Below are 23703 nucleotides of genomic sequence, written 5' to 3' on the forward strand. Positions count from 1 at the left end.
ATCATGAACCCGATCGAACTTTCATTCGAATTCTTCCCGCCGAAAACGCAGGAAGGCGTCGACAAGCTGCGCGCCACCCGCGGGCAGCTTGCGTCGCTCAAGCCCAAGTTCGTGTCTGTCACGTTCGGCGCCGGCGGCTCGACGCAACAGGGCACGCTCGACACCGTCGTCGAAATGGCGAAGGAAGGGCTCGAAGCGGCGCCCCACGTCTCGTGCATCGGCTCCTCGAAAGAGAGCCTGCGCGCGATCCTCAACGAGTACCGCGCGCATGGCATCCGCCATATCGTCGCGCTGCGCGGCGATCTGCCGTCCGGCATGGGCGAAGTCGGCGAATTGCGTTACGCGTCGGAACTGGTGAGCTTTATCCGCGCCGAATTCGGCGACTGGTTCTGGATCGAGGTGGCCGGCTATCCGGAGTACCACCCGCAGTCGCGCTCGCCGCGTCACGATCTGGAAAACTTCGCCCACAAGGTGAAGGCCGGCGCCAATTCGGCGATCACGCAGTACTTCTTCAACGCGGATGCGTACTTCCGCTTCGTCGACGACGCGCGGAAACTCGGCGTCGACGTGCCGATCGTGCCGGGCATCATGCCGATCACGAACTTCTCGCAGCTGATGCGTTTCTCGGAGATGTGCGGCGCGGAAGTGCCGCGTTGGGTCGCGCGCCGTCTGGAAAGCTTCGGCGATGACCGCGAGTCGATTCGCGCCTTTGGGCTGGACGTGGTGACCGACCTGTGCGGGCGTCTCATCGAGGCGAAGGTGCCGGGCCTGCACTTCTACACGCTCAATGGCGCCGCGGCGACCAAGGCGATCTGCGAACGGCTGGGCGCTTAAACTTTAGGCACCGTTGTCCAGAAACCGCGCGGCTTACCTGCCGCGCGGTTTTTTTATAGGTGAAATCCGACGCGGCCGCGCCTCGCGCCTGAAATGTGCCCGCGCATTCTGTGCCTTACGTTGCACCGGCGTGCAGTGCAGTGCACGCCAGCGGCGCGGGCAATCCGAGCTCCGCGTCAGGCATCACATCCTGCTGCGACGCAACAAACATGCCCATTTGGGCATTTCTTGCGAAGCGTAAGCCCGCATTGAACCCGATTTTTGCACTGTCTATGATCGAAGCGCAGCTGACTTGGCTGCTGTGCGGAGAACGTGATGACAGTATCCCGATTGCTGTTTGCAGTTCGCCATGCCTGTTTGCCAGTCTTGAGCGCCTGTGCGGTGCTGGCTGCCGGCCTCGCGCCCGCCGTAGCCGACGCGGCCACGCTGCCCGACAAAACCCTCGTGTTTTGCTCCGAAGGCAGTCCGGCGGGTTTCGACACCGCCCAGTTCACCACCAGCGTGGAATTCACCGCCGGGTCGTACACGGTCTATAACCGGCTGATCGAGTTCGCGCACGGCAGTACCGATATCGAGCCTGGCCTTGCCGAGAAATGGGACGTATCGCAGGACGGCCTGACTTACACGTTCCATCTGCGGCACGGCGTGAAGTTCCAGACCACCTCGTTCTTCAAACCCACTCGCGAATTCAACGCTGACGACGTCGTCTTTACTTATCAGCGGATGCTCGATCCGGAACAGCCGTTCCGCAAAGCCTACGCAGTGCCGTTTCCGTATTTCACCGACCTTGGCCTCGCGAAGAACATCACCAAGGTCGAGAAGCTCGATCCGTATACGGTGCGTTTCACGCTGAAGGAAGTCGATGCGCCGTTTTTGCAGCAGATCGCAATGCCGTTTGCGTCGATTTTGTCGGCTGAATACGCCGATCAGTTACTGAAAGCAGGTAAAGCGTCCGATATGAATCTATATCCGGTCGGTACCGGTCCATTCATTTTCCGCAGCTATACGAAGGACGATTCAATCCGGTTTGACGGCAATCCCGATTACTGGAAACCGGGTGTCGTCAGAATCAGCAAGCTGATATTCGCGATTACCGTCGACCCGGCCGTGCGGCTGCAAAAATTGAAGCGCGGTGAGTGCCAGGTGATGTCGTATCCGCGCCCCGGCGATATTCCAGCGGTTAAAGCCGATGCATCGCTCGCCATTCCGAGTCAGGTCGGTTTCAATCTCGGCTATATCGCGTACAACAACACCAAGAAGCCGCTCGACAATCTGATGGTGCGCCGCGCACTCGATATGTCGATCAACAAGAAAGCGATTATCGAATCGGTGTATCAGGGCGCCGGCCAGGCGGCGACCAATCCGATGCCGCCGACGCAATGGGGCTACGACAAGAATCTGAAGGACGCCCCGTACGACGTCGACAAAGCGAAAGCGCTCCTCAAGGAGGCGGGCTACCCCGACGGCTTCGATCTGACGCTGTGGGCCATGCCGGTTCAGCGGCCTTACAACCCGAACGCGCGTCTGATGGCGGAAATGCTGCAGGCGGATTGGGCGAAGATCGGCGTCAAGGTGAAGATCGCTACTTACGAATGGGGTGAATATATTCGCCGCGGTCATTCGGGCGAGCATGAGGCAATGCTGATCGGCTGGACCGGCGACTATGGCGATCCGGATAACTGGCTGGGCGTATTGCTCGGCTGCGACGCGGTGAACGGCAGTAATTTTTCCAAATGGTGCTACAAGCCTTACGACGATCTGATCCGGAAGGGTCGCGGCACGACCGATCTTGCCGAGCGCACCAAGGCTTATACGGAAGCCCAGGAAATCTTCAAGGACCAGGTGCCGTTCACGCCAATCGCCCATTCCACGGTGTATCAGCCCATCAGCAAAAACGTCACGGGCTTCAAGATCGACCCGTTCGGCCCGACGCAATTCATGAACGTCGGCCTGAAATAACAGCAGGCGGGCGGTTTTCCGGCCGAGGCCGCCTCGCCTCGTCTTCGTAACAGCCGTACGCTCCGGCCAGCGCCGGCGTACGGCCGCCCACATGCCCTAACTGTTTCCGATCGTCAACAGGGGTATTTTCCTCCGCTTGTTGCTGTGAGCCAAGCTCAAGTAAGATCGCGCTACGCCGGCGGAAGCCGGCCCCGAACCTGGAGGAAACATGAAGCAAAACAACCTGTTGCGCGCCGCGCGTGTTACGACGCTCGTCGCAGCTGCAGCGGCATCGATGCTGGGCGCTACGAGCGCGCATGCCGAGATTCCGAACAAAACACTCGTCTACTGCTCAGAAGGCAGCCCTGCGGGTTTCGATCCGGCCCAGTACACCACGGGCACCGATTTCACGGCTAACACGTTCACCGTCTACAACCGCCTCGTCGAATTCGAGCGCGGCGGCACCAAGGTCGAGCCGGGCCTCGCCGAAAAATGGGAAGTCTCCGCGGACGGCAAGACGTACACGTTCCACCTGCGTCATGGCGTGAAGTTCCAGACCACGTCGTTCTTCAAGCCGACGCGCGAATTCAATGCGGACGACGTCGTGTTCACGTTCCAGCGCATGCTGGATACGAACTCGGCCTTCCATAAGGCTTATCCGGTGCAGTTCCCGTACTTCACCGACATGGGCCTCGACAAGCTGATCACTAGCGTCGAAAAGGTCGATCCGTACACGGTCAAGTTCACGCTGAAGGAAGTCAACGCGCCGTTCATTCAGAATCTGGCGATGGAATACGCGTCGATTCTGTCGGGTGAATACGGCGACCAGTTGATGAAGGCCGGCAAGGCCGCCGACATCAACCAGTACCCGGTCGGCACGGGTCCGTTCATCTTCCGCAGCTACACGAAAGACGCGACGATCCGCTTCGACGGCAATCCGGATTACTGGAAGCCGAACGCGGTGAAGATCTCGAAGCTGATCTTCTCGATCACGCCGGACGCCGGCGTGCGCGTGCAAAAGATCAAGCGCGACGAATGCCAGGTGATGAGCTATCCGCGTCCGGCCGACATCGCACCGCTGAAGGCTGAAGCGAATATCGACATGCCGTCGCAACCGGGCTTCAACTTGGGCTATCTCGCGTACAACGTGACGCACAAGCCGGTCGACAAGCTCGAAGTGCGTCAGGCGCTCGACATGGCGATCAACAAGAAGGCGATCATCGAGTCGGTGTATCAAGGCGCAGGCCAGTCCGCGACGAACCCGATGCCGCCGACCCAATGGTCGTACGACAAGAACCTGAAGGGCGCATCCTTCGATTCGGACAAGGCCAAGGCGCTGCTGGCCAAGGCCGGTTATCCGAACGGTTTCGACATCACGCTGTGGGCGATGCCGGTGCAACGCGCTTATAACCCGAACGCCCGCCTGATGGCGGAAATGATCCAGGCCGACTGGGCCAAGATCGGCGTGAAGGCGAAGATTGTCACGTACGAATGGGGCGAGTACATCAAGCGCGCGCACGCAGGTGAAGACGACACGATGCTGATCGGCTGGACCGGCGACAACGGCGATCCGGACAACTGGCTCGGCACGCTGCTCGGCTGCGAAGCGGTGAACGGCAACAACTTCTCGAAGTGGTGCTATAAGCCGTTCGACGATCTGATCCAGAAGGGGCGCGTCACGTCCGATCAGGGCGCACGTACGACGGCTTACATGCAGGCGCAGCAGATCTTCGCGCAGCAACTGCCGTTCTCGCCGATCGCTCACTCGACCGTGTACCAGCCTGTCAGCAAGAAGGTGGTCGATATGCGTATCGAACCGCTGGGTTATGCGCGTTTCGACGGCGTCAGCGTCAAGTAACAGTCATACAGTCAAGCTTACGCAGTAGCTTTTCGCACGGTTAGAAAACTGGTCGAAATGGTCCGGCGACCGGGGTCACAAGCCCTCGTCGCCGGTTGCGTTTTTTCTTCATCAAGACCATAGGGACGAACCATGTTCCGCTTCGTTTTGCGCCGCATCGGCATGGTGATACCGACGTTCATCGGCATCACGATCCTCGCGTTTGCGCTGATTCACCTGATACCGGGCGACCCCATCGAAGTGATGATGGGCGAGCGCGGCGTCGATCCCGCCATGCACGCCGCCGCGATGCACCGCCTCGGGCTCGACGAGTCCTTGCCGATGCAATACGTTCATTACATCGGTCGCGCCATGCACGGCGACCTCGGCACCTCGATCATCACCAATACCAGCGTGATGGGCGAATTCCTCGCACGTTTTCCCGCTACCGTCGAACTGTCGATCTGCGCGATGCTGTTCGCGTTGATCGTCGGCTTGCCCTCGGGCGTGTTCGCGGCGCTCAGGCGCGGCACGGTGGTCGATCACGGCGTGATGGGCACGGCGCTCACGGGCTACTCGATGCCGATCTTCTGGTGGGGCTTGATCCTCATCATGTTTTTTTCCGTCGACCTGGGCTGGACGCCGGTGTCGGGACGCATTGCCGTCGAATATGACATTCCGCACGTGACCGGCTTCATGCTGATCGACGCGTTGATGTCCACCGATGAAGGCGCGTTCAAATCCGCGGTCAGCCATCTGATTTTGCCGGCCATTGTGCTCGGCACGATTCCGCTGGCGGTCGTCGCGCGCATGACGCGTTCGTCGATGCTCGAAGTGCTGCGCGAAGACTACATTCGCACTGCACGTGCGAAGGGTTTGTCGCCGGGCCGCGTGATCGTCGTGCATGCATTGCGTAATGCGCTGATTCCGGTCGTGACCGTGATCGGCTTGCAGGTCGGCACCTTGCTCGCAGGCGCCGTGCTGACGGAGACGCTGTTTTCGTGGCCGGGTATCGGCAAGTGGCTGATCGACGCGATCGGCCGGCGCGACTATCCGGTGGTGCAGGGCGGTATCCTGATGATCGCTACGCTGGTGATCGTTGTGAACCTCGTCGTCGATCTGTTGTACGGCGTGCTGAATCCGCGCATTCGCCATACGAGGTAACCTGATCATGGCAGACATACAAAATACAGTCCCCACAGCAGTAACGCCGCCCAGCGGCCGCGCCATCGCCGCCCGCGAATTCTGGGCGAATTTCTCGCGAAACCGTGGTGCGGTTGTTGCCGGCATCATCGTGCTGGTGTTGATCTTCATCGCGATCTTCGCGCCCTTGATCGCGCCGCATAGCCCGATCGAACAGTATCGCGACTCCGTGAAAATCCCGCCCGCCTGGCTCGACGGCGGTAACTGGAAGTTCGTTCTCGGCACCGACGAAGCAGGCCGCGATATCCTCTCGCGTCTGATGTACGGCGCGCGGCTGTCGTTCTGGATCGGCTTCGTCTCGGTGGTGCTCGCGCTGATTCCGGGCATCGTGCTTGGCTTGATCGCGGCGTTCTTCGAGAAATGGGCCGATACGCCGATCATGCGCATCATGGACGTGCTGCTCGCGTTGCCCTCGCTGCTGCTGGCAGTCGCGGTGGTCGCGATCATCGGCCCGGGTCTCGTCAACACGATGCTGGCGATTGCGATCGTCGCGCTGCCGGGTTATGTGCGTTTGACGCGAGCGTCGGCGCAAGGCGAATTGCAGAAGGAATATGTGACGGCTTCGCGCGTCGCCGGCGCGGGCACGCTGCGTCTGATGTTCTCGCAAGTGCTGCCGAACTGCACCGCACCGTTGATCGTGCAGGCTACGCTGGGTTTTTCGTCGGCGATTCTCGATGCTGCCGCGCTCGGCTTCCTCGGTCTCGGCGTGCAACCGCCTTCGGCAGAGTGGGGCGCGATGCTGGCCTCGGCGCGCGACTATATCGACAGCGCCTGGTGGATCGTCACGATGCCGGGTCTTTCCATCCTGATCTCGGTGCTCGCGATCAATCTGCTCGGCGACGGGCTGCGCGACGCACTCGATCCCAAACTGAAACGGATGGCATGACATGAGCAACTTATTGACCATCCGCAATCTGGCGGTGAATTTCAACGGACTGCCCGCAGTCGATCGGATCAATCTCGATGTCGCGCCCGGCGAAGTGGTCGGCGTAGTCGGCGAATCGGGTTCGGGCAAGAGCGTGACGATGATGGCGCTGATGGGCCTGATCGACGCGCCCGGCAAAGTCACCGCCGACGAAATCACCTTCAACGGCAAGAATCTGCTGAAGGCGTCGGCCAAAGAGCGCCGCAAGATCATCGGCAAAGACATCGCGATGGTGTTCCAGGACGCGCTCACCAGTCTGAATCCGAGCTACACGGTCGGCTATCAGATCAAGGAAGTGCTGAAGCTGCACGAAGGCCTGCGCGGCAGTGCGTTGGACAAACGCGCGCTGGAGTTGCTCGACCAGGTCGGTATTCCTGACCCGAAAGGCCGCATCGGTTCATTTCCGCATCAGATGTCGGGCGGCATGAACCAGCGCGTGATGATCGCGATGGCGATTGCCTGCAACCCGAAGCTGCTGATCGCCGACGAACCGACCACCGCGCTCGACGTGACGATCCAGGCGCAGATCATGGAACTGCTGATCAAGCTGCAGAAGGAACGCGGCATGGCGCTCGTGCTGATCTCGCACGATCTGGCGGTGGTGTCCGAGGTCGCGCAGCGAGTCGCGGTCATGTACGCTGGCGAAGTGATCGAAACGAACCGCGTGCCGGACATCTTCGCGGCGCCGCATCATCCGTACACGGAAGCGCTGCTGGCGGCGATTCCGGAACACAATGTCGGCGCGGTGCGGCTCGCCGCACTGCCGGGCATGGTGCCGGGGCGTGATGATCGTCCGAAAGGGTGTCTCTTCGCACCGCGCTGCAAGTACGTGGTCGACGACTGCATGAAGGCGCGACCGGCATTGACACCGATGCAAGGTCACGCAGAAGTGGCGCGCGTGCGCTGCATCAAACCCCTGAACCTGAGCGGCGACGCCAACGTTCACACCCATGGAGGCGCACGATGAACGCAGTACTCGAACCGCGGCGCCAGTCGGACCATGCGGGCGATCACGTCCTGGTTGCCGACAAACTGGCGCGCTACTACTCGGTGAAGCGCAGCATGTTCAGCCAGGGCACGGTCAAGGCTTTGAACGGCGTGTCGTTTGCGCTCGAACGCGGCAAGACTCTGGCGGTGGTGGGTGAATCCGGTTGCGGAAAATCCACCCTCGCACGTCAACTGACCATGATCGAAAAGCCCAGCGCGGGCCGTCTGTTGATCGACGGTGAAGACGTAGCGGGCGCCGATCATGCGAAGATCGCAGCGTTGCGGCGGCGCGTGCAAATGGTGTTCCAGAATCCGTTTGCCTCGCTGAATCCGCGCAAGACAGTCGAGCAGACGCTTAGCGAACCGCTCGCGATCAACACGCAACTGAGCACGACCGAACGCGCCGAACGGATCGCGCAGATGATGCGCACGGTCGGCCTGCGTCCGGAGCATGCCAAGCGCTATCCGCATATGTTCTCGGGCGGTCAGCGGCAGCGTGTGGCGATTGCGCGCGCGATGATCCTCGATCCGCAAATCGTGGTCGCCGATGAACCGGTGTCCGCGCTCGACGTGTCGATCCAGGCGCAGATTCTCAATCTGTTCATGGATCTGCAGGAGCAGTTCAAGACCAGCTACGTGTTCATCTCGCACAATCTTTCGGTGGTGGAACATATCGCCGACGATGTGATGGTGATGTACTTCGGTGGCGTGGCGGAGCTTGGCGACAAGAAGCGGATTTTCTCGAATCCGCGACATCCGTACACGCGTGCGTTGATGTCGGCCACGCCTTCGATCTTCGAAGCGGATCGCACGATCAAGATCAAGCTGCAAGGCGAAATGCCGTCGCCGCTGAATCCGCCGTCGGGCTGCACGTTCCATCAGCGCTGCCCGTACGCGATCGACCGTTGCCGCAGCGAAGAACCGAAGTTGCGTGAAGTGGATGGCCGTCAGGTGTCGTGTCACCGCGCCGAGGAGGTGGGGGACATGGATGCCTGATGCAGTGGCGGCGCGTCGTCTTGCGCGCCGCTCGCGTGATGGTGGCCGCCACACTGCTTTCGCGCGGCGCTGGGGAGCGTTTGCACTGACCGGTGCCACGCTCCTCGGCGTATGTTCTGCTTTTCACCTGAGCGCAGGGCCGATCGGCCTCGCGCATGCTGCTGGCGCGGCCGCCAATGCGCCCGCTCAGGCGGGGCGGCCGGCGGTGCCGGTGCCCAGTCTGCCGGCGCCGCCACGCAGCACCTTGCCCGGCTTCAATCCGCCGCCCGCTACGCCTGGTACCACGGCGAGCGGTCCGGTACGCGCGCAGCCGGCGCGCATGCCGTTCTATGTCGCGACGCGCGGCACCACGACCATTTACGTGCTTGGCACGTTGCATGTCGGCGACCCGGCCGACTATCCGCCCGGGCAACCGTTCCGCGCGCCGATCCTCGGCGCCCTGGCGGCCTCGCCGACGCTGGCGCTCGAACTTTCACCCGACGAACTGCTGGTCTCGCAAGACGATGTGTCGAAGTACGGCGTATGCCGGCGCGACTGTTTGCCAGGTCTGTTGCCGGAGCCTTTGTGGCGCAAGCTGGCCTTGCGCCTGCGCGGCAATCCCGCGGCGCAGGATGAAATCAAGAAGATGCGGCCGTGGCTCGCGTCACTGGTGGTCGAAACCTACGATTCGTTGAGTGCCGGCTTGCAGACCGAGTACGGCACGGAAGCGCAATTGCAGAACGTGTACATCAGGACGCGCGGCAAGATCGTCGGCCTCGAGACCTTGCCACAGCAAATGCGTGCGTTCACCGGACTCACGCTTGCGCAGCAACGCGAAATGCTCGCCCAGGACCTGGTGCAGACGCCCGCGGAAAACGTCGACGATGTGAAGACGTTGCATCGGCTGTGGCGAGTGGGCGATGCCGATGCGATTGCGGCGTGGCAAGCCGCCAAAACCGAAAAGCTGGCGCGCGACAAGCGGATTTCCGATTCGATCGACAACCGGATCGTGTACGAGCGCAACCGGCGCTTCGTATCGCGGATGCTGCTGATCGCCGGGCCGAACAAGCCGGTGTTCGTAGCGATCGGCGCGTTGCATCTGGGTGGCCGCAAGGGCGTGCTGCAGCTTTTGCGGCAGCACGGGTTCGTGGTGGATGCGGGGTGAGACCCACCTCAGCCTTACGCTGCGAAATCTGCGGCGTGGTTGGTCACAGTCCTAACCGGGGTAGGCCGTTCGGCCAGATCAGGAACCGGTAATTTCACAGCCAGTCCGATGCTGACGTGTGTCGCAAACTGCTCGCGGCTCACGCGGACATAGCTACGCGTGCGTGCTATGATGTATGTACAGATATCAATACAGGTGCTGTGTGCGGTTTGAATGGGACGAACTCAAGAATCAAATCAACATTCGTAAGCATGGCATCGATTTCCGGGATGCTGTCGACGTGTTCGATCATCCGGTGCTGACGGCGATAGACCAGCGGGAAGACTACGGCGAGGAACGCTGGATCGCGCTGGGTTGGATGGCCGCCATCGTAGGTGTGGTGGTGTACGTCGAACGCAATGCCGATGTGATCCGTATCATTTCGGTCCGCAAGGCGACGAAGCACGAGGTCAAACGCTACAAATACAGCGTCTGGAATTGACCGGCACGGTGGGTAGCGTGGGAATGGCTGAAAAGGAGCAGAGGCGAAATCATGGGTAAAACATCAGGAACCGACTGGAAGCGACTTGCAAAAGCAGGCGACGCGCAAATCGACACGAGCGACGTGCCCGAATTGGGTGACGACTTTTTTGACCGTGCCGAGCTGCACGTTCCGCCGAAACAGGCTGTGACCATGCGACTGGACGCGGATGTACTGAGCTGGTTCAAAGAGCAGGGGGCGGGCTATCAAACTCGCATCAACAAGTTGTTGCGCGCTTACATGCTGGCGCAGCAGCGTCGCCGTTCTTAAGGCGCGGCGACGCGGCATTCTGTCTGCGTACGAAGGTGTGTTCGAAGGGATTGAGAAAGCGCTGCGCAGAAACGTCTGAAATCTGCGCAGCGCAGGTTTTATAGGCCGCCGTCGCGTAGTTCTTCCGATACGCGTTCGACCACCGGCGCCCAATCGCCCAACCTGGTCTGCCGGAACAACTTCATCGCCGGATACCACGGCGAATCGCTGCGCTCTTCGAGCCAGCGCCAGTCCGAGTTGGCGGGCAGCAACACCCACACCGGCTTGCCTAGTGCGGCCGCCAGGTGCGCCACGCCGGTGTCCACGGCGATCACAAGGTCGAGATTCATGATGAGCGCGGCGGTGTCGTCGAAGCTCTTCAAATCTTCGGTGAAATCGTGGGCGCGGAAAGCTTCGGGCGCATCAGCCAACTGAGCGTGCGCGGCGCCCTTTTGCAGCGCGTACCACGCGATGTCCTTCAGCTCGGTTAGTGGGCTCAGGGCGGCCAAAGCCATCGAGCGATAACGATCGTTGCCGAACGTCGGGCTGCCGGACCACACCAGGCCCACTTTGCGTTTTGCTTTGCCGGCTGCGTCCACCCGCTTGCGCCATGTTTTGATCTTTGCCTTGTCGGCGAACATATACGGCACGTCCACGGGGATGGTCGACAGTTCGGTGCCGACGCACGACGGCACGCTCATCATCGGCACCCAGAAATCGTACGGACCTTCAGGCTTGCCGCTGAACGCGCGATGCAAGCCCGGGATGCGTTCGACCAGCGGCAGAAGCGGCTCGCGCACACAAAGATCGACCGCGGCGCCGAGTTGCTCGAGGACGCGCGCATAGCGCAGGAACTGGAAATGGTCGCCGAAACCCTGTTCGCCGACCAGCAACAGACGGCGCCCGTCGAGCGGCTCGCCATGCCACTCGGCAACGTCCGGCACAGCGATCGCCTCGTAGTCGCTCTTGCGCCAGCGCTTCGCAAACTCCGCCCAACCCTGCTTGTAGTCGCCGCGCTTGAGCAACAGCCACGCGAGGCCCTGATGCGCGTCTGCGTAGTTGGGATCGAGCGCCAGTGCGTGGCGGTAGAAGCCTTCTTCTTCATCGAGGCGATCCTGCGCGCCAAGCGAGCCGCCGAGGCAAACCAGATTCGTCGGGTTCGGCTTGAGTGCGACCGCACGCCGATACTGCGATTCGGCGCCGACGTAGTCGCCGAGCTTGCCGATCAGGCTGCCCAGGTTGATGTGAGCCTCGGCATAGTCGCCGCGCAGTGCCAGTGCCCGCTCGAAACTGGCGATGGCCGCCGCGTGATCGCCTTGCGCGTTGTACGCATTGCCAGCATTGAAATGCGCTTCCGCCGATTGTGGATCGAGCGACAGCGCGTTTTGATAGCAGGCCAGCGCTTCGTCGTAGCGGCCGAGCTTGTTCAGCGCCGTGCCGAGATTCAGATGTACGTCGGCCAGCGAGGGATTGACCGCCAACGCCAGCCGATACTGTTCGATCGCTACTTCGAATGAGCCTTGCGCTTGCAGCGCGACACCGAAGTTGTTGCGCGCGTCGGCGAAATCCGGTTGCAACTGCAGCGCCTGGTCATAGCAGATCATCGCTTCTTCGCGATGGCCGAGCGCAGCGGCGACGAGGCCACGGTTGCTCCAGCAGGCGGCATCAGTGCGATCGAGTTTGAGCGCTTCGCTCATCAACTCGGCGGCGAAACCATGATCGCCGCGCTGATGTTGCAGCACGCCGAAGTAATGCAGTGTTTTGGCATGCGTTGGGTCAAGTGCGAGGGCTTCGCGGTAAAGAGGTTCGGCGGTATCGAGACGGCCGGCCTGGTGTGCTTCGAGCGCGGCCTCGATCAGAGAGGTGAGGTAAGCGGAGGGCGGTGCGGTGTCGGGGTGGGATTGGTGTTCCATGAGGGACCTGCTGGAAAGCGCTGACGGCGCGCGTTGCGCGCGTCGCCAGCGCATGTGGATGGAAGATCATCCACCAGCTTATGTTCAGGCCCCTTGCCGGACGATCGGACGCCTCCGAATTCGGCGGCGTCCATTTGCCGCGGACTCACGCGCGTGCATGGACCAGAGCGAAAGTCCTACGCGATGTTGGCATTTGCCACGCGGCTCGGCCAACCGCCCTACAGGAACATCAGGAAATTCAACAGGAAGATGTTCACAACCAGCAAGCTCAGCGCAGTGGGCACCTGCACCTTGATCACCGCATTCTTATCTGGCAGTTCGAGCAGCGCGGCCGGCACCATGTTGAAGTTCGCGGCCATCGGCGTCATCAGCGTGCCGCAGTAGCCAGAGAACATGCCGATCGCGACCATCACTGCCGGATTGCCGTGGAACACGCCGACCAGGATCGGCACGCCGACGCCGCCTGTCATCACCGGGAACGCGGCGAAGCCGTTACCCATCACCATAGTGAAAAGCGCCATGCCGATGCAGTACACGGCCACCGCGATAAAGCGGTAATCGAGGCTGATGTAGGCCGTGGTCACGTGAGCGACCGCCTTGCCGACGCCGGCGTCCGAGAACACGAGGCCGAGCATGCCGAGCATCTGCGGCAGCACCGCGGCCCATGACAACGCATCGACGAGGCGGCGCGCCTCTTTCATCGACTGACCGACGGTATCGCGCGTCAGCACGCACGCGATCGCAAGTGCAATCACGCAGCCGATGCCGAAGCCGATCAGCGTGACGTTCGCTTTCTCGATCAGCGGCATGCCGCCGAAAATCAGATGGCTGGCCGACAACGTAATGATCACGGTGACGACCGGAATCGTCAGCGCGGGCACGAACAGCTTGTTGCCCAGACGCGCGGCGCTCGCCTTGCGCGCTTCGAGCGACAGCAGTTTCGGCTTGGCCGCGGTCACGCCGCCGAAGCCTGCGGCCAGCGCCATCACGATTACGAGCACGCCGACCACCGAGGGTGGCAGCTTGTCGCCGATCAGGAAAATCAGCGCGTAAAGAATCCAGAAACCGCCGGCGGTGAAACGGCGCGGGTGTTCCTTATCCGTGACGATCATGCCGCCGATCACCAGCAGCACGACGCCGAGCAGCCAGAACAAATAGGTAATCGTGAACGTCATGCTTTGTCTCCTGCGGCGGGTTGCGTCGGCGCAACGGAGGCGGTGTTCGCTGCGGCATTGCCGCGCAGTTCGCGTTCGAGCCTGCGGTCGAGCAGATAGAGGCGGAAACCGTGAATGATGAACGCGCAGATCGCGGTCGGGATGCCCCAGACGGCCACGTGAATCGGCTCGACGATGATGCCGGCTTCTTTCAGGAAGGTCGTCATCAGCACGATTGCGCCGAACGCGACGAAGATGTCCTCACCGAAGAACAGGCCGACGTTGTCGGTCGCCGCGGAGTAGGCGCGCAATTTGAAACGCACGGCGTCGCTGATCTTGCCGAAGCGCGTTTCAGTCGCGCCTTCGGCCATCGGTGCGATCAGCGGACGCACCATTTGCGGATGGCCGCCGAGACCGGTCAGGCCGACAGCGGCGGTCAGTTCGCGCACCAGCAGATAGACGATCAGCAAGCGCCCTGCGGTCGCGGCCTTGATGCCGCCGATCCACGCTTGCGCGCGCTCGCGCAGGCCATGCCGTTCCAGCAGGCCGATCACGGCCAGCGGCAGCAGGATGATCAACGGGATATTGCGGGTCTTGATGAAACCGGTGCCGATTTCAGCGAGGATCTTTTCAGGCGGGAAGTGCGCGGCCAGGCCTGTGATGATCGCGGCCACCGCCACGATCAGCATCGGATTGAACCGTAATAAAAAGCCGACGATGATGACGGCCACGCCAATGAGCGGCCATAGACTGACTGTTGTCTGCATCTGGATCTCCAAACAGGGTTTCAACCTCGCCGCTTATGGCGGCTAACGTGGGCCGGCGCCTGATGATCCACGCGCCGTCTTGCTGCTACGGCTCTTGATGGCCGCGTTGCTTCGACTACACCTGCACCTGCACCTGCATTTGCTGCTTGTTTGCTGTTCCACTGCGGGTACTGCAATGCGTCGTCGTGTACCTGGCAAACGCCCCGCACGGAGCGGGGCGTTCGGGGTTGGGCAACAGTTGAATCGCGCTGTCTGGCTCGCGCCGATTGACGCGCGGATCAGACGCTCGCGGCGCCGGCCGCGTGAACGTCAATGCCCGCGTCCTCCAGCGCGCTGCGGATGCGCCGCGCGAACGCCAATGCGTGCGGACCGTCGCCGTGCAGGCAGATGGTTTGGGCGTTGAGCGGCACCCAGTGTCCGTCGACGGCTTGCACGCGGCGCTCGCGCACCATCGCGAGCGTGCGCTCCAGCACCACGTCTTCGTCGTCGAGCAGCGCGCCCGGCTCCTTGCGCGGTACGAGCGAGCCGTCGGCGCGATAACCGCGGTCGGCGAATACTTCTTCGATGGCAGTCAGGCCGGCTGCCCGGGCAGCCGTCACGAGTCCGCTGTTGGCGAGCGCGAACACCGCCACCGACGGGTCGAAATCGTGAACCGCCGAGACGATCGCATCGGCGATCTTCGCGTCGCGCGCGGCCTGGTTGTACAGCGCACCGTGCGGCTTAACGTGCGCGATGCGCCCGCCCTCGGCCTGCGCGATCGCCGACAGGGCGCCGAGCTGATACAGCACGCCCGCGTAGATATCGTTGGCCGGCAGATCCATTTCCTTGCGGCCAAAATTCTCAGGATCGTTAAAGCTCGGATGCGCGCCGATCGACACACCCTTTTGCACCGCCCAGCGCACGCAGTCGCGCATAGCGTTGGCGCCGCCCGCGTGCCAGCCGCACGCGATGTTGGCCGAGCTGACGAGGTCGAGCAGCGCCTCGTCGGAACCGCAGCCTTCGCCGAGATCGGCGTTCAAATCGATTTCCATGGTGTTCCCCTACTTAGTGTTACAGCGCTGCGACCGCCGGCTGGCGCGCGCAACGTTCTTCGTGCATGGCAATCGCGGCGTCGATCTGCCGCAAGTACGTGCGTTCTTCCAGCAAAGCCTGGCGTGCCTCATAGGGCGTCGTCGGGATGAAACGGATGGCGGCGTTCAGGCGAACCTGCGCGAGCTTCCATAGATCGGCCTGGATCACAGCGCCGATCTTCGGATAGCCGCCCGTGGTCTGCGCATCGCTCATCAGCACGATCGGCTGGCCGTTCGGCGGGACCTGAATCGTGCCAGGCAGCACCGCGTGCGAGAGCAGATCGTTTTTCCGGGTGCGCTTCAGTTCCGTGCCGGCGAGGCGGTAGCCCATGCGGTTGCTGTTCGGTGTGACCAGCCATTCATCGGACCAGAACGATTCGTGCGCTTCTTCAGTGAAGCTATCGTATTCCGGGCCTTGCAGCACGCGGATCGGCACCGCCCATGGCACGCCTGACGGATGCCGGCCGCGCCGCAGCGGTTCGTGAACCAGCACGAACTTGCACCAGGCGGGCGCCTTCACGCCGAACTCCGGCGCTTCGGGGGTAAAGCCGAGGTGGCCGCGTTGCGGCGGCGCGCCGACCGGCAGACGGTCGCCGTCGCGCAACGCCCGGCCGCCGAGTCCGCCGAAATGGCCGGCGAGATCGGTGCTGCGCGAACCGAGCATCGGCAACACGTCGATGCCGCCCGCGATGCAGACATAGCCGCGCATGCCGCGCTTGGCCGCTTGCAGAACCAGCTCCTGGCCTGCCTGAACCGGCAGGCTCCACCATGAATAGACCGGCTTGCCGTCGAGCGTTGCGCCGAATTCGGTGCCGGTGATGGCCACGCGTGTGGCGCGCAGAAAGCGCAGCACGGTCGGTCCGAAGGTAATTTCCAGGCCGGCCGCATCGGGCCGGTTGCCTACCAGCCGGTTGCCGACTTCGAGCGACAGACGGTCGAGCGCGCCACCCATCGCGACACCGAGGTGCCGGTAGCCGTGACGGCCAAGATCCTGAATCGTGGTCAGCAGACCCGCGCGAATCACATCGATCATGCGTGTATCCCCGCGACGGTAAAGCGCACCCGGTCGCCCGGTTGCAGCAGCGTGGGCGGACGGCGAGATGGATCGAACAGCGGCAGTTCGGTGCGGCCGATCAACTGCCAGCCACCGGGGGAGGTCGCCGGATAAATGCCGGTCTGCTCACCGCCGATACCGACCGAACCGGCCGGCACTTCCAGCCGCGGCGATGAACGGCGCGGCGTGTGCAGCGCTGTGTCGAGCCCGCCCATATAGGCGAAGCCCGGCTGAAAACCGAGGAAGAACACCACGTACTCGCCATCCGCGTGACGTTGCACGACCTCGCGCACGCTCAGGCCGGTGTGATTGGCGACCACTTGCAGGTCGGGGCCGAACTCACCGCCGTATTGCACGGGGATTTCGACTTCACGGCCGGCCGCGGGCACGTCGCTCACCGCATTCCAGGCTGCCTGCAGAAGGCTCACCAGCGCTTCGCGATCGGCTTCGAGCGAATCGAATACGAGCGTCAGATTGTTCATACCCGGCACAACCTCGAGCACGTGCGGCCAGTCGCGCGCGGCCTCGGCGGCAGTCCACACGCGCCGCTGGCAGTCCAGCGTGGCAGGCGGCGGCGCCTCGCAGACAAGCGCGGCGTCGCCGAGCGGGAAGATTCTTGGTTGGCTCATCGCTTAATGGCCCAGGTTGAGTCCGGAATGTCGAACATATCGGACCCTATACCTGGTTATCGGCATCGGGTCCACGATGTATGAAGCGTACATTATCAATAAAATATCAACAATTTATCTATAAGCGTTTTCGCCAGGCTCCCCGGAATGGGTGGCTCGTCGTACACTCCTGACACTTTCCCATCCTGTTTCTCGAGAATTTTCACCATGTCGCGCCACCCCACCAAGATCGTTTCCTCGGAACATCTCGTGTCCGACACCAGCGCGGAGCTGTCCGAACTGGAGTACGCACTGATCATGGCGGGCAACGCATTCAACCGATGGATGGTGCGCTGCATGTCGGCGGCGGGCGAAAAGGACATGACCGCGATTGAAGTCTCGTTGCTGCATCACGTCAGTCATCGCGAGCGGCGCAAGAAGCTGGCGGACATCTGCTTCGTGCTGAACATCGAAGACACGCACGTTGCCACTTACGCGTTGAAGAAGCTCGTAGCTAGAGGGTATGTAAAAAGCGAAAAGACCGGCAAGGAAGTGTTCTTCTCGGCGACCGATGCGGGCCGCGCGCTTTGTCTGAAATACCGTGAAGTGCGCGAGAGTTGCCTGATTTCGACGCTGAAGGAAAGCGGCCTGACCAACGAACAGATTGGCGAGGCGGCGCAATTGATGCGCAATGCGTCCGGGCTGTACGACACGGCCGCACGGGCGGCGGCGTCTTTATAACAGGGTTCTGCCTCGGTAGTTATTGAAGGGGGCGCCTCGCAGGGCGCTCTTCAAACGCTTAATCCGCCGGCTGTGGATAGAGACCGGCTTCCGTCACGATCAGATCGAGCGGGATGTCGTGAGCCTCGCGCTGCAATGCGTCCGTGCGGCATGCTTCATAGGCAATGCCGACCGTGACCGGCTTCTTCGGTCCCGGCCATGCGGCCAGCGTGCGATCGTAGTAGCCACCGCCGTAACCGAGCCGGAAGCCGTCGGCGTCGAAGCCCACGCACGGCACGAACAGCAGATCGGGAACCACCACGCGCCCCGAAGTAGGCTCGGCAATCTTATGATGGCCGATCTTCATCGCCATATCCGGCGCCCATGCGTGAAATTCGAGCGGCGCGCCGCGTTCCTTGACGATCGGCAAACCCGCCTCGCGTTGCGAGTCGGCCGCGAGCCAGATCGCAATCGCGGCGCGCGCGTCGAATTCGCCCGCCAGCGGCCAATAGAACCCCACACTGCTCACGCCGTAGTGTTTCAACGCATCGAGAACGCGACGGTTGAGCGCGGCGTTGTGCGCCGGCTCGGAAGCCGCTTGTAGCCTTGCTTCCAATAGCATTCGACGCAGCGCCTTTTTCGATTCTGCGACAGGGTTGCATGCTATGCTTGGGTTCAATTCGCGCTCCAGAAACAACGATGTCAATACGCCTCTATCGAGTATATCGCGCGGCCGGTCTGGCGCTTGCCGCTGCGGCACTCGTCGCGTGCAGCACGGCCTCCGCCGTCAAGCCCATTCCCCTTTCGCAACTCACGAACGACGACCAGACCTTCGTCCAGCTTCGCGAAGCCGCCCGCAATAATGACGCGGCGCGCGCAGCGCAACTGGCGAGCATGATCCCGAACTATCCAGCGCCTTCGTATCTGGAGTACTTCCAGCTCAAGCCGCAATTGTTCGATTCCAGCGGTCACGCGCGCATTGACGCGCCGGATGCGCCGGTGCTGTCGTTCCTGCAGAAGTACGACGGCCAGGCCATCGCCGACCGCATGCGCAACGACTACCTCACGGTGCTCGGCGCACGTCACGACTGGCGTAACTTCGATCAGCAATACGCGCGTTTCGTGCTGAACGACGATACGCAGGTTAAGTGCTACGCGCTCGAGTCGCGTGCCGCGCGGGGTGAAAACGTCGCCGACGCGGCGCGTGCGCTGCTCGTCGACCCGAAGTCGTACGGCGACGGCTGCGTCGATCTGATCACCGCGCTCGCGGTCAATCAGCAATTCAGTTCCGACGACGTGTGGCAACAGATCCGCCTCGCGTACGAACAGAACTACACGAGCACGGGCAGCAAGCTCGTCGATGCGCTTAGCAACCAGCCGCCCGATCCGGTGCTGTTCGGCCAGGCCACGAGTACGCCGCCGTTGTTGCTGGCGCGCGGCGTCGGTCCGGATACGCAATCGCATCAACTCGCGTTGCTCGCGATCACGCGCATGGCGCGCAACGATCCGGCCATGGCCGCGGCCACTTTCGCCTCGGTCGCGCCGTCGTTGAGCTCGCCCGAGCGCGCAATCGGCTGGGGCACGATTGCCTATCAGGCCGCCGCCAAGCAGATGCCGAGCGCGGTCGACTGGTACCGGCTCTCGGCGAATGCGCCGCTGTCGAACCCGGCGTACGAATGGCGCACCCGCACCGCGCTGCTCGCCGGCGACTGGACCATGGTGCGCTGGTCGATCGAACAGATGCCGGCGGCGCTGCGCAATCAGCCGTCGTGGGTGTACTGGCATGCCCGTGCGCTCAAGCAGGCTGGCGACACAACCACGGCCAACCAGGAATTCGAGTCGATCTCGCAGGGCTTCAACTTCTACGGCCAACTGGCTGCGGAAGAGCTCGGCCAGAAGATCACCGTGCCGCCGAAAACCACCGTGACCGACGCCGAAATCCAACAGGCCGGCAACACGCCGGGTCTCGATCTGGCGCAGCGCTTCTACGCGCTGAATCTGCGGCTCGAGGGCAATCGCGAATGGAACTGGCCGCTGCGCAATATGAGCGACCGGCAGCTGATCGCTGTGGCCGAATACGCGCGCCGCATCGAGTTGTATGACCGGACCGTGAACACGGCGGACCGCACGAAGAGCGAGCACGATTTCTCGCTGCGTTATTTGTCGCCGTTCAAGGATATCGTTGAGCGCGATGCGCAGTCGAATGGACTCGACGTCGAATGGGCATACGGGCTGATTCGCCAGGAATCGCGTTTCATCATGAACGCTCGCTCGGAAGTTGGCGCGAGCGGTCTGATGCAACTGATGCCGGGCACCGCGCAACTGGTGGCGAAGAAAATCGGCCTCGGCCCGATTTCGCGCGAGCAGATGAACGATATCAACACCAACATCCTGCTCGGCACGAACTACCTGTCCATGATCTACAATCAGTTCGACGGGTCTGCTGTGCTGGCCACCGCCGGTTATAACGCCGGTCCCGGCCGTCCGCGCAACTGGCGGCAATCGTTGCAGCATCCGGTTGAAGGCGCGATCTTCGCCGAGGCGATTCCGTTCCAGGAAACGCGCGACTACGTCAAGAATGTGTTGTCCAACACGGTCTACTACGCGGCATTGTTCGAAGGCCGTCCGCAATCGCTGAAGGCGCGTCTGGGTTATATCGCACCGTAAGCGCCGTGCCGCCGCCGCGTCAGGTTTTCTGATGCGGCGGTGCGCCACGCCAGCCGTTGCCGCGGCTTCCACCAGGGAGTCGAAAATGCGACATCAAGCCGTTGCGGTCATCGGCGGTTCCGGTTTTATCGGCAGCCATCTCGTCAATGCTCTGGTTGAAATGGGCAAAGACGTGCGCATCGCCACCCGGCGGCGCTACAACGCCCGCCATCTCACCCTGCTCCCCATCGACGTGATCGAAGCTGACGTGTTCGATCCGGTTCAGCTTGCGCGTTTCGTCGAGGGCGCCGATTGCGTGATCAACCTCGTTGCCACGCTGCATGGCAAACGTGGCACGCCTTATGGCCCGGAGTTCGCCCGCGCGCATGTCGAATTGCCGACCAAAATCGTTGCGGCTTGCGAAGGCAAGGGCGTGCATCGGCTGATTCATATCAGCTCGCTCGGCGCCGACTCGAACGGGCCGAGCATGTATTCGCGCTCGAAGGGCGACGGGGAAAAGGCCGTGCATGCGGCGAATCTGGCGTGGACGATTTTCCGTCCGTCCGTGGTGTTCGGTCCTGAAGACCAACTGCTCAACAAGTTCGCGTTCCTGCAGCGGATGTTCCCGGTGATTCCGCTTGCGATGCCGGACGCAAAATTCCAGCCGGTGTACGTCGGCGACGTGGCAAAAGCGATCTGCAACGTGCTCGATCTCGACGCGGCGAGCGGCCATACCTACGAGCTGGGCGGGCCGACCGTCTATACGCTCGAAGACCTCGTCAAGTATTGCGGCGACGTGATCGGCCGGCATGCGCGAATCATTCGCCTGCCGGAGGCGCTGGCGCGCTTGCAGGCGTTGACGTTTGAAATGGCGCCGGGCGAACCGGTGATTTCGCGCGACAATCTCGATTCGATGAAAGTCGACAACGTGTTGACCGGACCGCTTGCGCCTGAACTCGGCATCGAACCCGCCAGCATCGAAACGATCGCGCCCGTGTATCTGACCGGCGCGTCGTCGCGTTCGCGCTTCGACACGTTTCGCGCGAGCGCGGGGCGTTGAACCTTTTCTAATCTCTACCTTTTATACCAGGCATGAAGCTGCTTATCGGTGACAAGAACTACTCGTCATGGTCGATGCGTCCGTGGTTGCTGGTCAAACATTTCGGCATTCCATTTGAAGAGGTGCTGATTCATCTGAATGAAGCCGGCACGAAGTCCGCGATTCTGGCGTATGCGCCGACCGGTCCGGGCAAGTTGCCGTGCCTGATCGGCGAAGATGGATTGGCCACCTGGGATTCGCTGGCGATCGCCGAGACACTGGCTGAGCGCTTCCCGCAGCATGCGCTGTGGCCGCGCGACCCGGCGGCGCGCAGTCACGCGCGCAGCATCAGCGCCGAGATGCATTCGGGCTTCGGCGAATTGCGCTCGAACATGTGGATGAACATTCGCGCGTCGTTTCCGGGTAAGAACGCCACACCGGGCGCACTGGCCGACATTGCGCGTATCGACGCGATCTGGAGCAGGTGTCTCGATACCTACGGCGGTCCTTTCCTGTTCGGCGAGTTCAGCATTGCTGACGCGATGTACGCACCCGTCGTGATGCGCTTCAACACGTGGCAACCGGCGCTCTCCGAGGCTGCCGCGGCTTATGTTCGTCGCGTGACGGCGTTGCCGGCGGTGAATTCGTGGATCGACGACGCGCTGCGCGAAACGCATGCCATTCCGTACCAAGACGTATGCCCATGAATATCTACGCAGTAGGCGGTGCGATCCGCGACGAGTTGCTGGGCGTACCCGTGCAGGACCGGGACTACGTGGTGGTGGGCGCGACGCCCGAGCAGATGGTGGCGCAGGGCTATCGTCCGGTGGGCAAGGATTTCCCGGTGTTTCTGCATCCGCAGACGCACGAGGAGTACGCGCTTGCGCGCACCGAACGCAAGACGGCCGCGGGCTATCACGGCTTCCAGTTCTTCTACGCGCCGGACGTCACACTCGAAGAGGACCTCGCGCGCCGCGACCTGACAATCAACGCGATGGCGCGCGAAATGCGCCCGGACGGCGAACTGACCGGCCCGGTGATCGACCCGTTCAACGGCCGGGGCGATTTGCAGGCGCGGCTGTTTCGTCACGTCAGCGATGCGTTTCTGGAAGACCCTGTGCGGATTTTGCGGATTGCGCGATTTGCGGCGCGTTTCGTCGATTTCACGGTGGCTCCGGAGACGATGGCGCTGATGCGCAAGATGGTGGCCGAGGGTGAGGTCGATGCACTGGTCGCCGAGCGCGTATGGCAGGAGGTGTCGCGCGGATTGATGGAGAAGAAGCCGTCGCGCATGTTCGAAGTGCTGCGGGAATGCGGCGCTTTGGCGCGGATTCTGCCGGAGATCGATGCATTGTTCGGCGTACCGCAGCGGGCTGACTATCATCCCGAAGTGGATACGGGCGTGCACGTAATGATGGTGGTCGACCATGCCGCGCAGCAGGGTTACGCGTTGCCGGTGCGGTTTGCGGCGCTCACGCATGATCTGGGCAAAGCGACGACGCCGGACGACGTATTGCCGCGGCATATCGGGCATGAGGGGCGCAGCGTGGATTTGCTGAAGCCTTTATGCGAGCGGCTGCGGGTGCCGAATGAATGCCGCGATCTGGCGCTGCTGGTCGCGCGGGAGCACGGGAATATTCATCGCGTGATGGAGATGGGGGCAGCCGCGTTGGTGAGGCTGCTCGAGCGCAGCGATGCGATTCGGAAACCTGGGCGGTTTGCTGAAGCCTTGCAGGCTTGCGAGGCGGATGCGCGTGGGCGGCTTGGGTTTGAGATGCGGGAGTATCCGCAGGCTGAGCGGCTGCGGGTTGCGCTTGTTGCTGCGCGGGGGGTGGATGCTGGTGCCGTGGCTAAGCGGCTCGTTGACTCGCCTGCGGGGATTAAGGATGCAGTGCATCAGGAGCGCGTTCGCGCTGTTGAAGGGGCTCTTGTTGTTTGAGGTTTTTTTGCCTGTGCGGCGCTTGTTCGTCAGTGTTCTTGGGGGGTTGGCCTTTCCTTGTTCTGGCTTTCGTGCCTTTCCTTGAATTGTTAGTGGTCTATTAGCGTTGCCCCTGTGCGGGGCGGCACTTACTTTCTTTGCCGCCGCAAAGAAAGATAAG

Annotated in this window: 22 protein-coding genes; 15 read left to right on the forward strand and 7 right to left on the reverse strand. The window is 62.2% G+C overall.

Annotated elements, in window-relative coordinates; all coding sequences use genetic code 11:
- Positions 1 to 3 precede the first annotated feature (3 nt).
- The 10 genes from metF to M0D66_RS36045 all read left to right on the forward strand — a co-directional run bounded on the left by metF (position 4) and on the right by M0D66_RS36045 (position 10654).
- Positions 4 to 834 carry a methylenetetrahydrofolate reductase [NAD(P)H] gene (gene metF, locus M0D66_RS36000; protein ID WP_093640943.1) on the forward strand — a complete coding sequence of 277 codons (831 nt, stop codon included), beginning with the start codon at positions 4 to 6 and terminating at the stop codon, positions 832 to 834.
- Positions 835 to 1149: 315 nt separating this feature from the next.
- Entirely contained in the window at positions 1150 to 2793 is a 1644-nt protein-coding gene (locus M0D66_RS36005; RefSeq protein WP_266212748.1) for an ABC transporter substrate-binding protein, read from the forward strand.
- A gap of 208 nt (positions 2794 to 3001) precedes the next feature.
- On the forward strand, positions 3002 to 4630 hold the full coding sequence (locus tag M0D66_RS36010) for an ABC transporter substrate-binding protein (RefSeq protein ID WP_256455908.1): 1629 nt from the start codon (positions 3002 to 3004) through the stop codon (positions 4628 to 4630).
- 132 nt (positions 4631 to 4762) lie between these two features.
- Positions 4763 to 5773, forward strand: a complete 1011-nt coding sequence (locus M0D66_RS36015) for an ABC transporter permease subunit (protein ID WP_093640952.1) — start codon at positions 4763 to 4765, stop codon at positions 5771 to 5773.
- Between the two features lie 7 nt (positions 5774 to 5780).
- A complete protein-coding gene (locus tag M0D66_RS36020) occupies positions 5781 to 6698 on the forward strand; it encodes an ABC transporter permease subunit (protein WP_200653122.1) in 918 nt (305 codons plus the stop codon).
- Position 6699: 1 nt separating this feature from the next.
- Positions 6700 to 7704 carry an ABC transporter ATP-binding protein gene (locus M0D66_RS36025; RefSeq protein ID WP_093640958.1) on the forward strand — a complete coding sequence of 335 codons (1005 nt, stop codon included), beginning with the start codon at positions 6700 to 6702 and terminating at the stop codon, positions 7702 to 7704.
- The gene (locus tag M0D66_RS36030) at positions 7701 to 8720 is read left to right on the forward strand and encodes a peptide ABC transporter ATP-binding protein (protein ID WP_093640961.1); all 1020 of its coding nucleotides are present in this window, start codon (positions 7701 to 7703) and stop codon (positions 8718 to 8720) included. The genes M0D66_RS36025 and M0D66_RS36030 overlap by 4 nt, the downstream gene beginning before the upstream one ends.
- Positions 8713 to 9864: a TraB/GumN family protein gene (locus M0D66_RS36035; protein WP_200653120.1), complete on the forward strand. Its 1152-nt coding sequence runs from the start codon at positions 8713 to 8715 to the stop codon at positions 9862 to 9864. Before M0D66_RS36030 ends, M0D66_RS36035 begins: the two co-directional genes overlap by 8 nt.
- 202 nt (positions 9865 to 10066) lie before the next feature.
- Positions 10067 to 10345, forward strand: coding sequence for a BrnT family toxin (locus M0D66_RS36040; protein WP_266212749.1), 279 nt, complete (start codon positions 10067 to 10069; stop codon positions 10343 to 10345).
- Positions 10346 to 10396: 51 nt separating this feature from the next.
- Positions 10397 to 10654, forward strand: coding sequence for a BrnA antitoxin family protein (locus tag M0D66_RS36045; RefSeq protein ID WP_211706175.1), 258 nt, complete (start codon positions 10397 to 10399; stop codon positions 10652 to 10654).
- A gap of 98 nt (positions 10655 to 10752) precedes the next feature.
- Here the strand turns inward: M0D66_RS36045 and M0D66_RS36050 are convergent, their stop codons facing one another.
- The 6 genes from M0D66_RS36050 to pxpB form a co-directional block, all read right to left on the reverse strand.
- On the reverse strand, positions 10753 to 12546 hold the full coding sequence (locus M0D66_RS36050; protein ID WP_266212750.1) for a tetratricopeptide repeat protein: 1794 nt from the start codon (positions 12544 to 12546) through the stop codon (positions 10753 to 10755).
- 218 nt (positions 12547 to 12764) lie between these two features.
- On the reverse strand, positions 12765 to 13721 hold the full coding sequence (locus M0D66_RS36055) for a DUF979 domain-containing protein (RefSeq protein WP_175053966.1): 957 nt from the start codon (positions 13719 to 13721) through the stop codon (positions 12765 to 12767).
- Positions 13718 to 14467: a DUF969 domain-containing protein gene (locus M0D66_RS36060; RefSeq protein WP_266212751.1), complete on the reverse strand. Its 750-nt coding sequence runs from the start codon at positions 14465 to 14467 to the stop codon at positions 13718 to 13720. The genes M0D66_RS36055 and M0D66_RS36060 overlap by 4 nt, the downstream gene beginning before the upstream one ends.
- A gap of 278 nt (positions 14468 to 14745) precedes the next feature.
- Complete coding sequence (pxpA, locus tag M0D66_RS36065; protein WP_093640982.1) at positions 14746 to 15498, reverse strand: 5-oxoprolinase subunit PxpA; 753 nt, start codon at positions 15496 to 15498, stop codon at positions 14746 to 14748.
- Between the two features lie 19 nt (positions 15499 to 15517).
- Positions 15518 to 16570, reverse strand: a complete 1053-nt coding sequence (locus tag M0D66_RS36070) for a biotin-dependent carboxyltransferase family protein (protein ID WP_093640985.1) — start codon at positions 16568 to 16570, stop codon at positions 15518 to 15520.
- Positions 16567 to 17220: a 5-oxoprolinase subunit PxpB gene (gene pxpB, locus M0D66_RS36075; RefSeq protein ID WP_266212752.1), complete on the reverse strand. Its 654-nt coding sequence runs from the start codon at positions 17218 to 17220 to the stop codon at positions 16567 to 16569. The genes M0D66_RS36070 and pxpB overlap by 4 nt, the downstream gene beginning before the upstream one ends.
- A 207-nt stretch (positions 17221 to 17427) precedes the next feature.
- Here pxpB and M0D66_RS36080 point away from each other — a divergent pair, with 207 nt between their 5' ends.
- Positions 17428 to 17940, forward strand: a complete 513-nt coding sequence (locus M0D66_RS36080; RefSeq protein ID WP_179734916.1) for a winged helix DNA-binding protein — start codon at positions 17428 to 17430, stop codon at positions 17938 to 17940.
- A gap of 58 nt (positions 17941 to 17998) precedes the next feature.
- On the opposite strand, the gene M0D66_RS36085 is transcribed toward M0D66_RS36080, so the two are convergent.
- Positions 17999 to 18541, reverse strand: coding sequence for a 5-formyltetrahydrofolate cyclo-ligase (locus M0D66_RS36085; protein ID WP_266212753.1), 543 nt, complete (start codon positions 18539 to 18541; stop codon positions 17999 to 18001).
- 77 nt (positions 18542 to 18618) lie between these two features.
- Between M0D66_RS36085 and M0D66_RS36090 the strand changes: the two genes are divergently transcribed.
- From M0D66_RS36090 to M0D66_RS36105, 4 genes are all read left to right on the forward strand, one after another.
- A complete protein-coding gene (locus M0D66_RS36090; RefSeq protein ID WP_093640991.1) occupies positions 18619 to 20586 on the forward strand; it encodes a lytic transglycosylase domain-containing protein in 1968 nt (655 codons plus the stop codon).
- A gap of 85 nt (positions 20587 to 20671) precedes the next feature.
- A complete protein-coding gene (locus M0D66_RS36095; RefSeq protein ID WP_093640994.1) occupies positions 20672 to 21625 on the forward strand; it encodes a complex I NDUFA9 subunit family protein in 954 nt (317 codons plus the stop codon).
- Between the two features lie 32 nt (positions 21626 to 21657).
- Positions 21658 to 22311, forward strand: coding sequence for a glutathione S-transferase family protein (locus tag M0D66_RS36100; protein ID WP_211706178.1), 654 nt, complete (start codon positions 21658 to 21660; stop codon positions 22309 to 22311).
- Entirely contained in the window at positions 22308 to 23543 is a 1236-nt protein-coding gene (locus tag M0D66_RS36105; RefSeq protein WP_266212754.1) for a multifunctional CCA addition/repair protein, read from the forward strand. Before M0D66_RS36100 ends, M0D66_RS36105 begins: the two co-directional genes overlap by 4 nt.
- The last annotated feature ends 160 nt before the right edge of the window (positions 23544 to 23703 follow it).

The organism is Paraburkholderia sp. SECH2 (assembly GCF_030464795.1).
Taxonomy (GTDB): domain Bacteria; phylum Pseudomonadota; class Gammaproteobacteria; order Burkholderiales; family Burkholderiaceae; genus Paraburkholderia; species Paraburkholderia aspalathi.

Excerpts from the sequence above, each read along its gene's own strand:
- metF (WP_093640943.1), top strand. The coding sequence starts at position 4 with ATGAACCCGATCGAACTTTCATTCGAATTCTTCCCGCCGAAAACGCAG.
- M0D66_RS36005 (WP_266212748.1), top strand. The coding sequence starts at position 1,150 with ATGACAGTATCCCGATTGCTGTTTGCAGTTCGCCATGCCTGTTTGCCA.
- M0D66_RS36010 (WP_256455908.1), top strand. The coding sequence starts at position 3,002 with ATGAAGCAAAACAACCTGTTGCGCGCCGCGCGTGTTACGACGCTCGTC.
- M0D66_RS36015 (WP_093640952.1), top strand. The coding sequence starts at position 4,763 with ATGTTCCGCTTCGTTTTGCGCCGCATCGGCATGGTGATACCGACGTTC.
- M0D66_RS36020 (WP_200653122.1), top strand. The coding sequence starts at position 5,781 with ATGGCAGACATACAAAATACAGTCCCCACAGCAGTAACGCCGCCCAGC.
- M0D66_RS36025 (WP_093640958.1), top strand. The coding sequence starts at position 6,700 with ATGAGCAACTTATTGACCATCCGCAATCTGGCGGTGAATTTCAACGGA.
- M0D66_RS36030 (WP_093640961.1), top strand. The coding sequence starts at position 7,701 with ATGAACGCAGTACTCGAACCGCGGCGCCAGTCGGACCATGCGGGCGAT.
- M0D66_RS36035 (WP_200653120.1), top strand. The coding sequence starts at position 8,713 with ATGCCTGATGCAGTGGCGGCGCGTCGTCTTGCGCGCCGCTCGCGTGAT.
- M0D66_RS36045 (WP_211706175.1), top strand. The coding sequence starts at position 10,397 with ATGGGTAAAACATCAGGAACCGACTGGAAGCGACTTGCAAAAGCAGGC.
- M0D66_RS36050 (WP_266212750.1), bottom strand. The coding sequence starts at position 12,546 with ATGGAACACCAATCCCACCCCGACACCGCACCGCCCTCCGCTTACCTC.
- M0D66_RS36055 (WP_175053966.1), bottom strand. The coding sequence starts at position 13,721 with ATGACGTTCACGATTACCTATTTGTTCTGGCTGCTCGGCGTCGTGCTG.
- M0D66_RS36060 (WP_266212751.1), bottom strand. The coding sequence starts at position 14,467 with ATGCAGACAACAGTCAGTCTATGGCCGCTCATTGGCGTGGCCGTCATC.
- pxpA (WP_093640982.1), bottom strand. The coding sequence starts at position 15,498 with ATGGAAATCGATTTGAACGCCGATCTCGGCGAAGGCTGCGGTTCCGAC.
- M0D66_RS36070 (WP_093640985.1), bottom strand. The coding sequence starts at position 16,570 with ATGATCGATGTGATTCGCGCGGGTCTGCTGACCACGATTCAGGATCTT.
- pxpB (WP_266212752.1), bottom strand. The coding sequence starts at position 17,220 with ATGAGCCAACCAAGAATCTTCCCGCTCGGCGACGCCGCGCTTGTCTGC.
- M0D66_RS36080 (WP_179734916.1), top strand. The coding sequence starts at position 17,428 with ATGTCGCGCCACCCCACCAAGATCGTTTCCTCGGAACATCTCGTGTCC.
- M0D66_RS36085 (WP_266212753.1), bottom strand. The coding sequence starts at position 18,541 with ATGCTATTGGAAGCAAGGCTACAAGCGGCTTCCGAGCCGGCGCACAAC.
- M0D66_RS36090 (WP_093640991.1), top strand. The coding sequence starts at position 18,619 with ATGTCAATACGCCTCTATCGAGTATATCGCGCGGCCGGTCTGGCGCTT.
- M0D66_RS36095 (WP_093640994.1), top strand. The coding sequence starts at position 20,672 with ATGCGACATCAAGCCGTTGCGGTCATCGGCGGTTCCGGTTTTATCGGC.
- M0D66_RS36100 (WP_211706178.1), top strand. The coding sequence starts at position 21,658 with ATGAAGCTGCTTATCGGTGACAAGAACTACTCGTCATGGTCGATGCGT.
- M0D66_RS36105 (WP_266212754.1), top strand. The coding sequence starts at position 22,308 with ATGAATATCTACGCAGTAGGCGGTGCGATCCGCGACGAGTTGCTGGGC.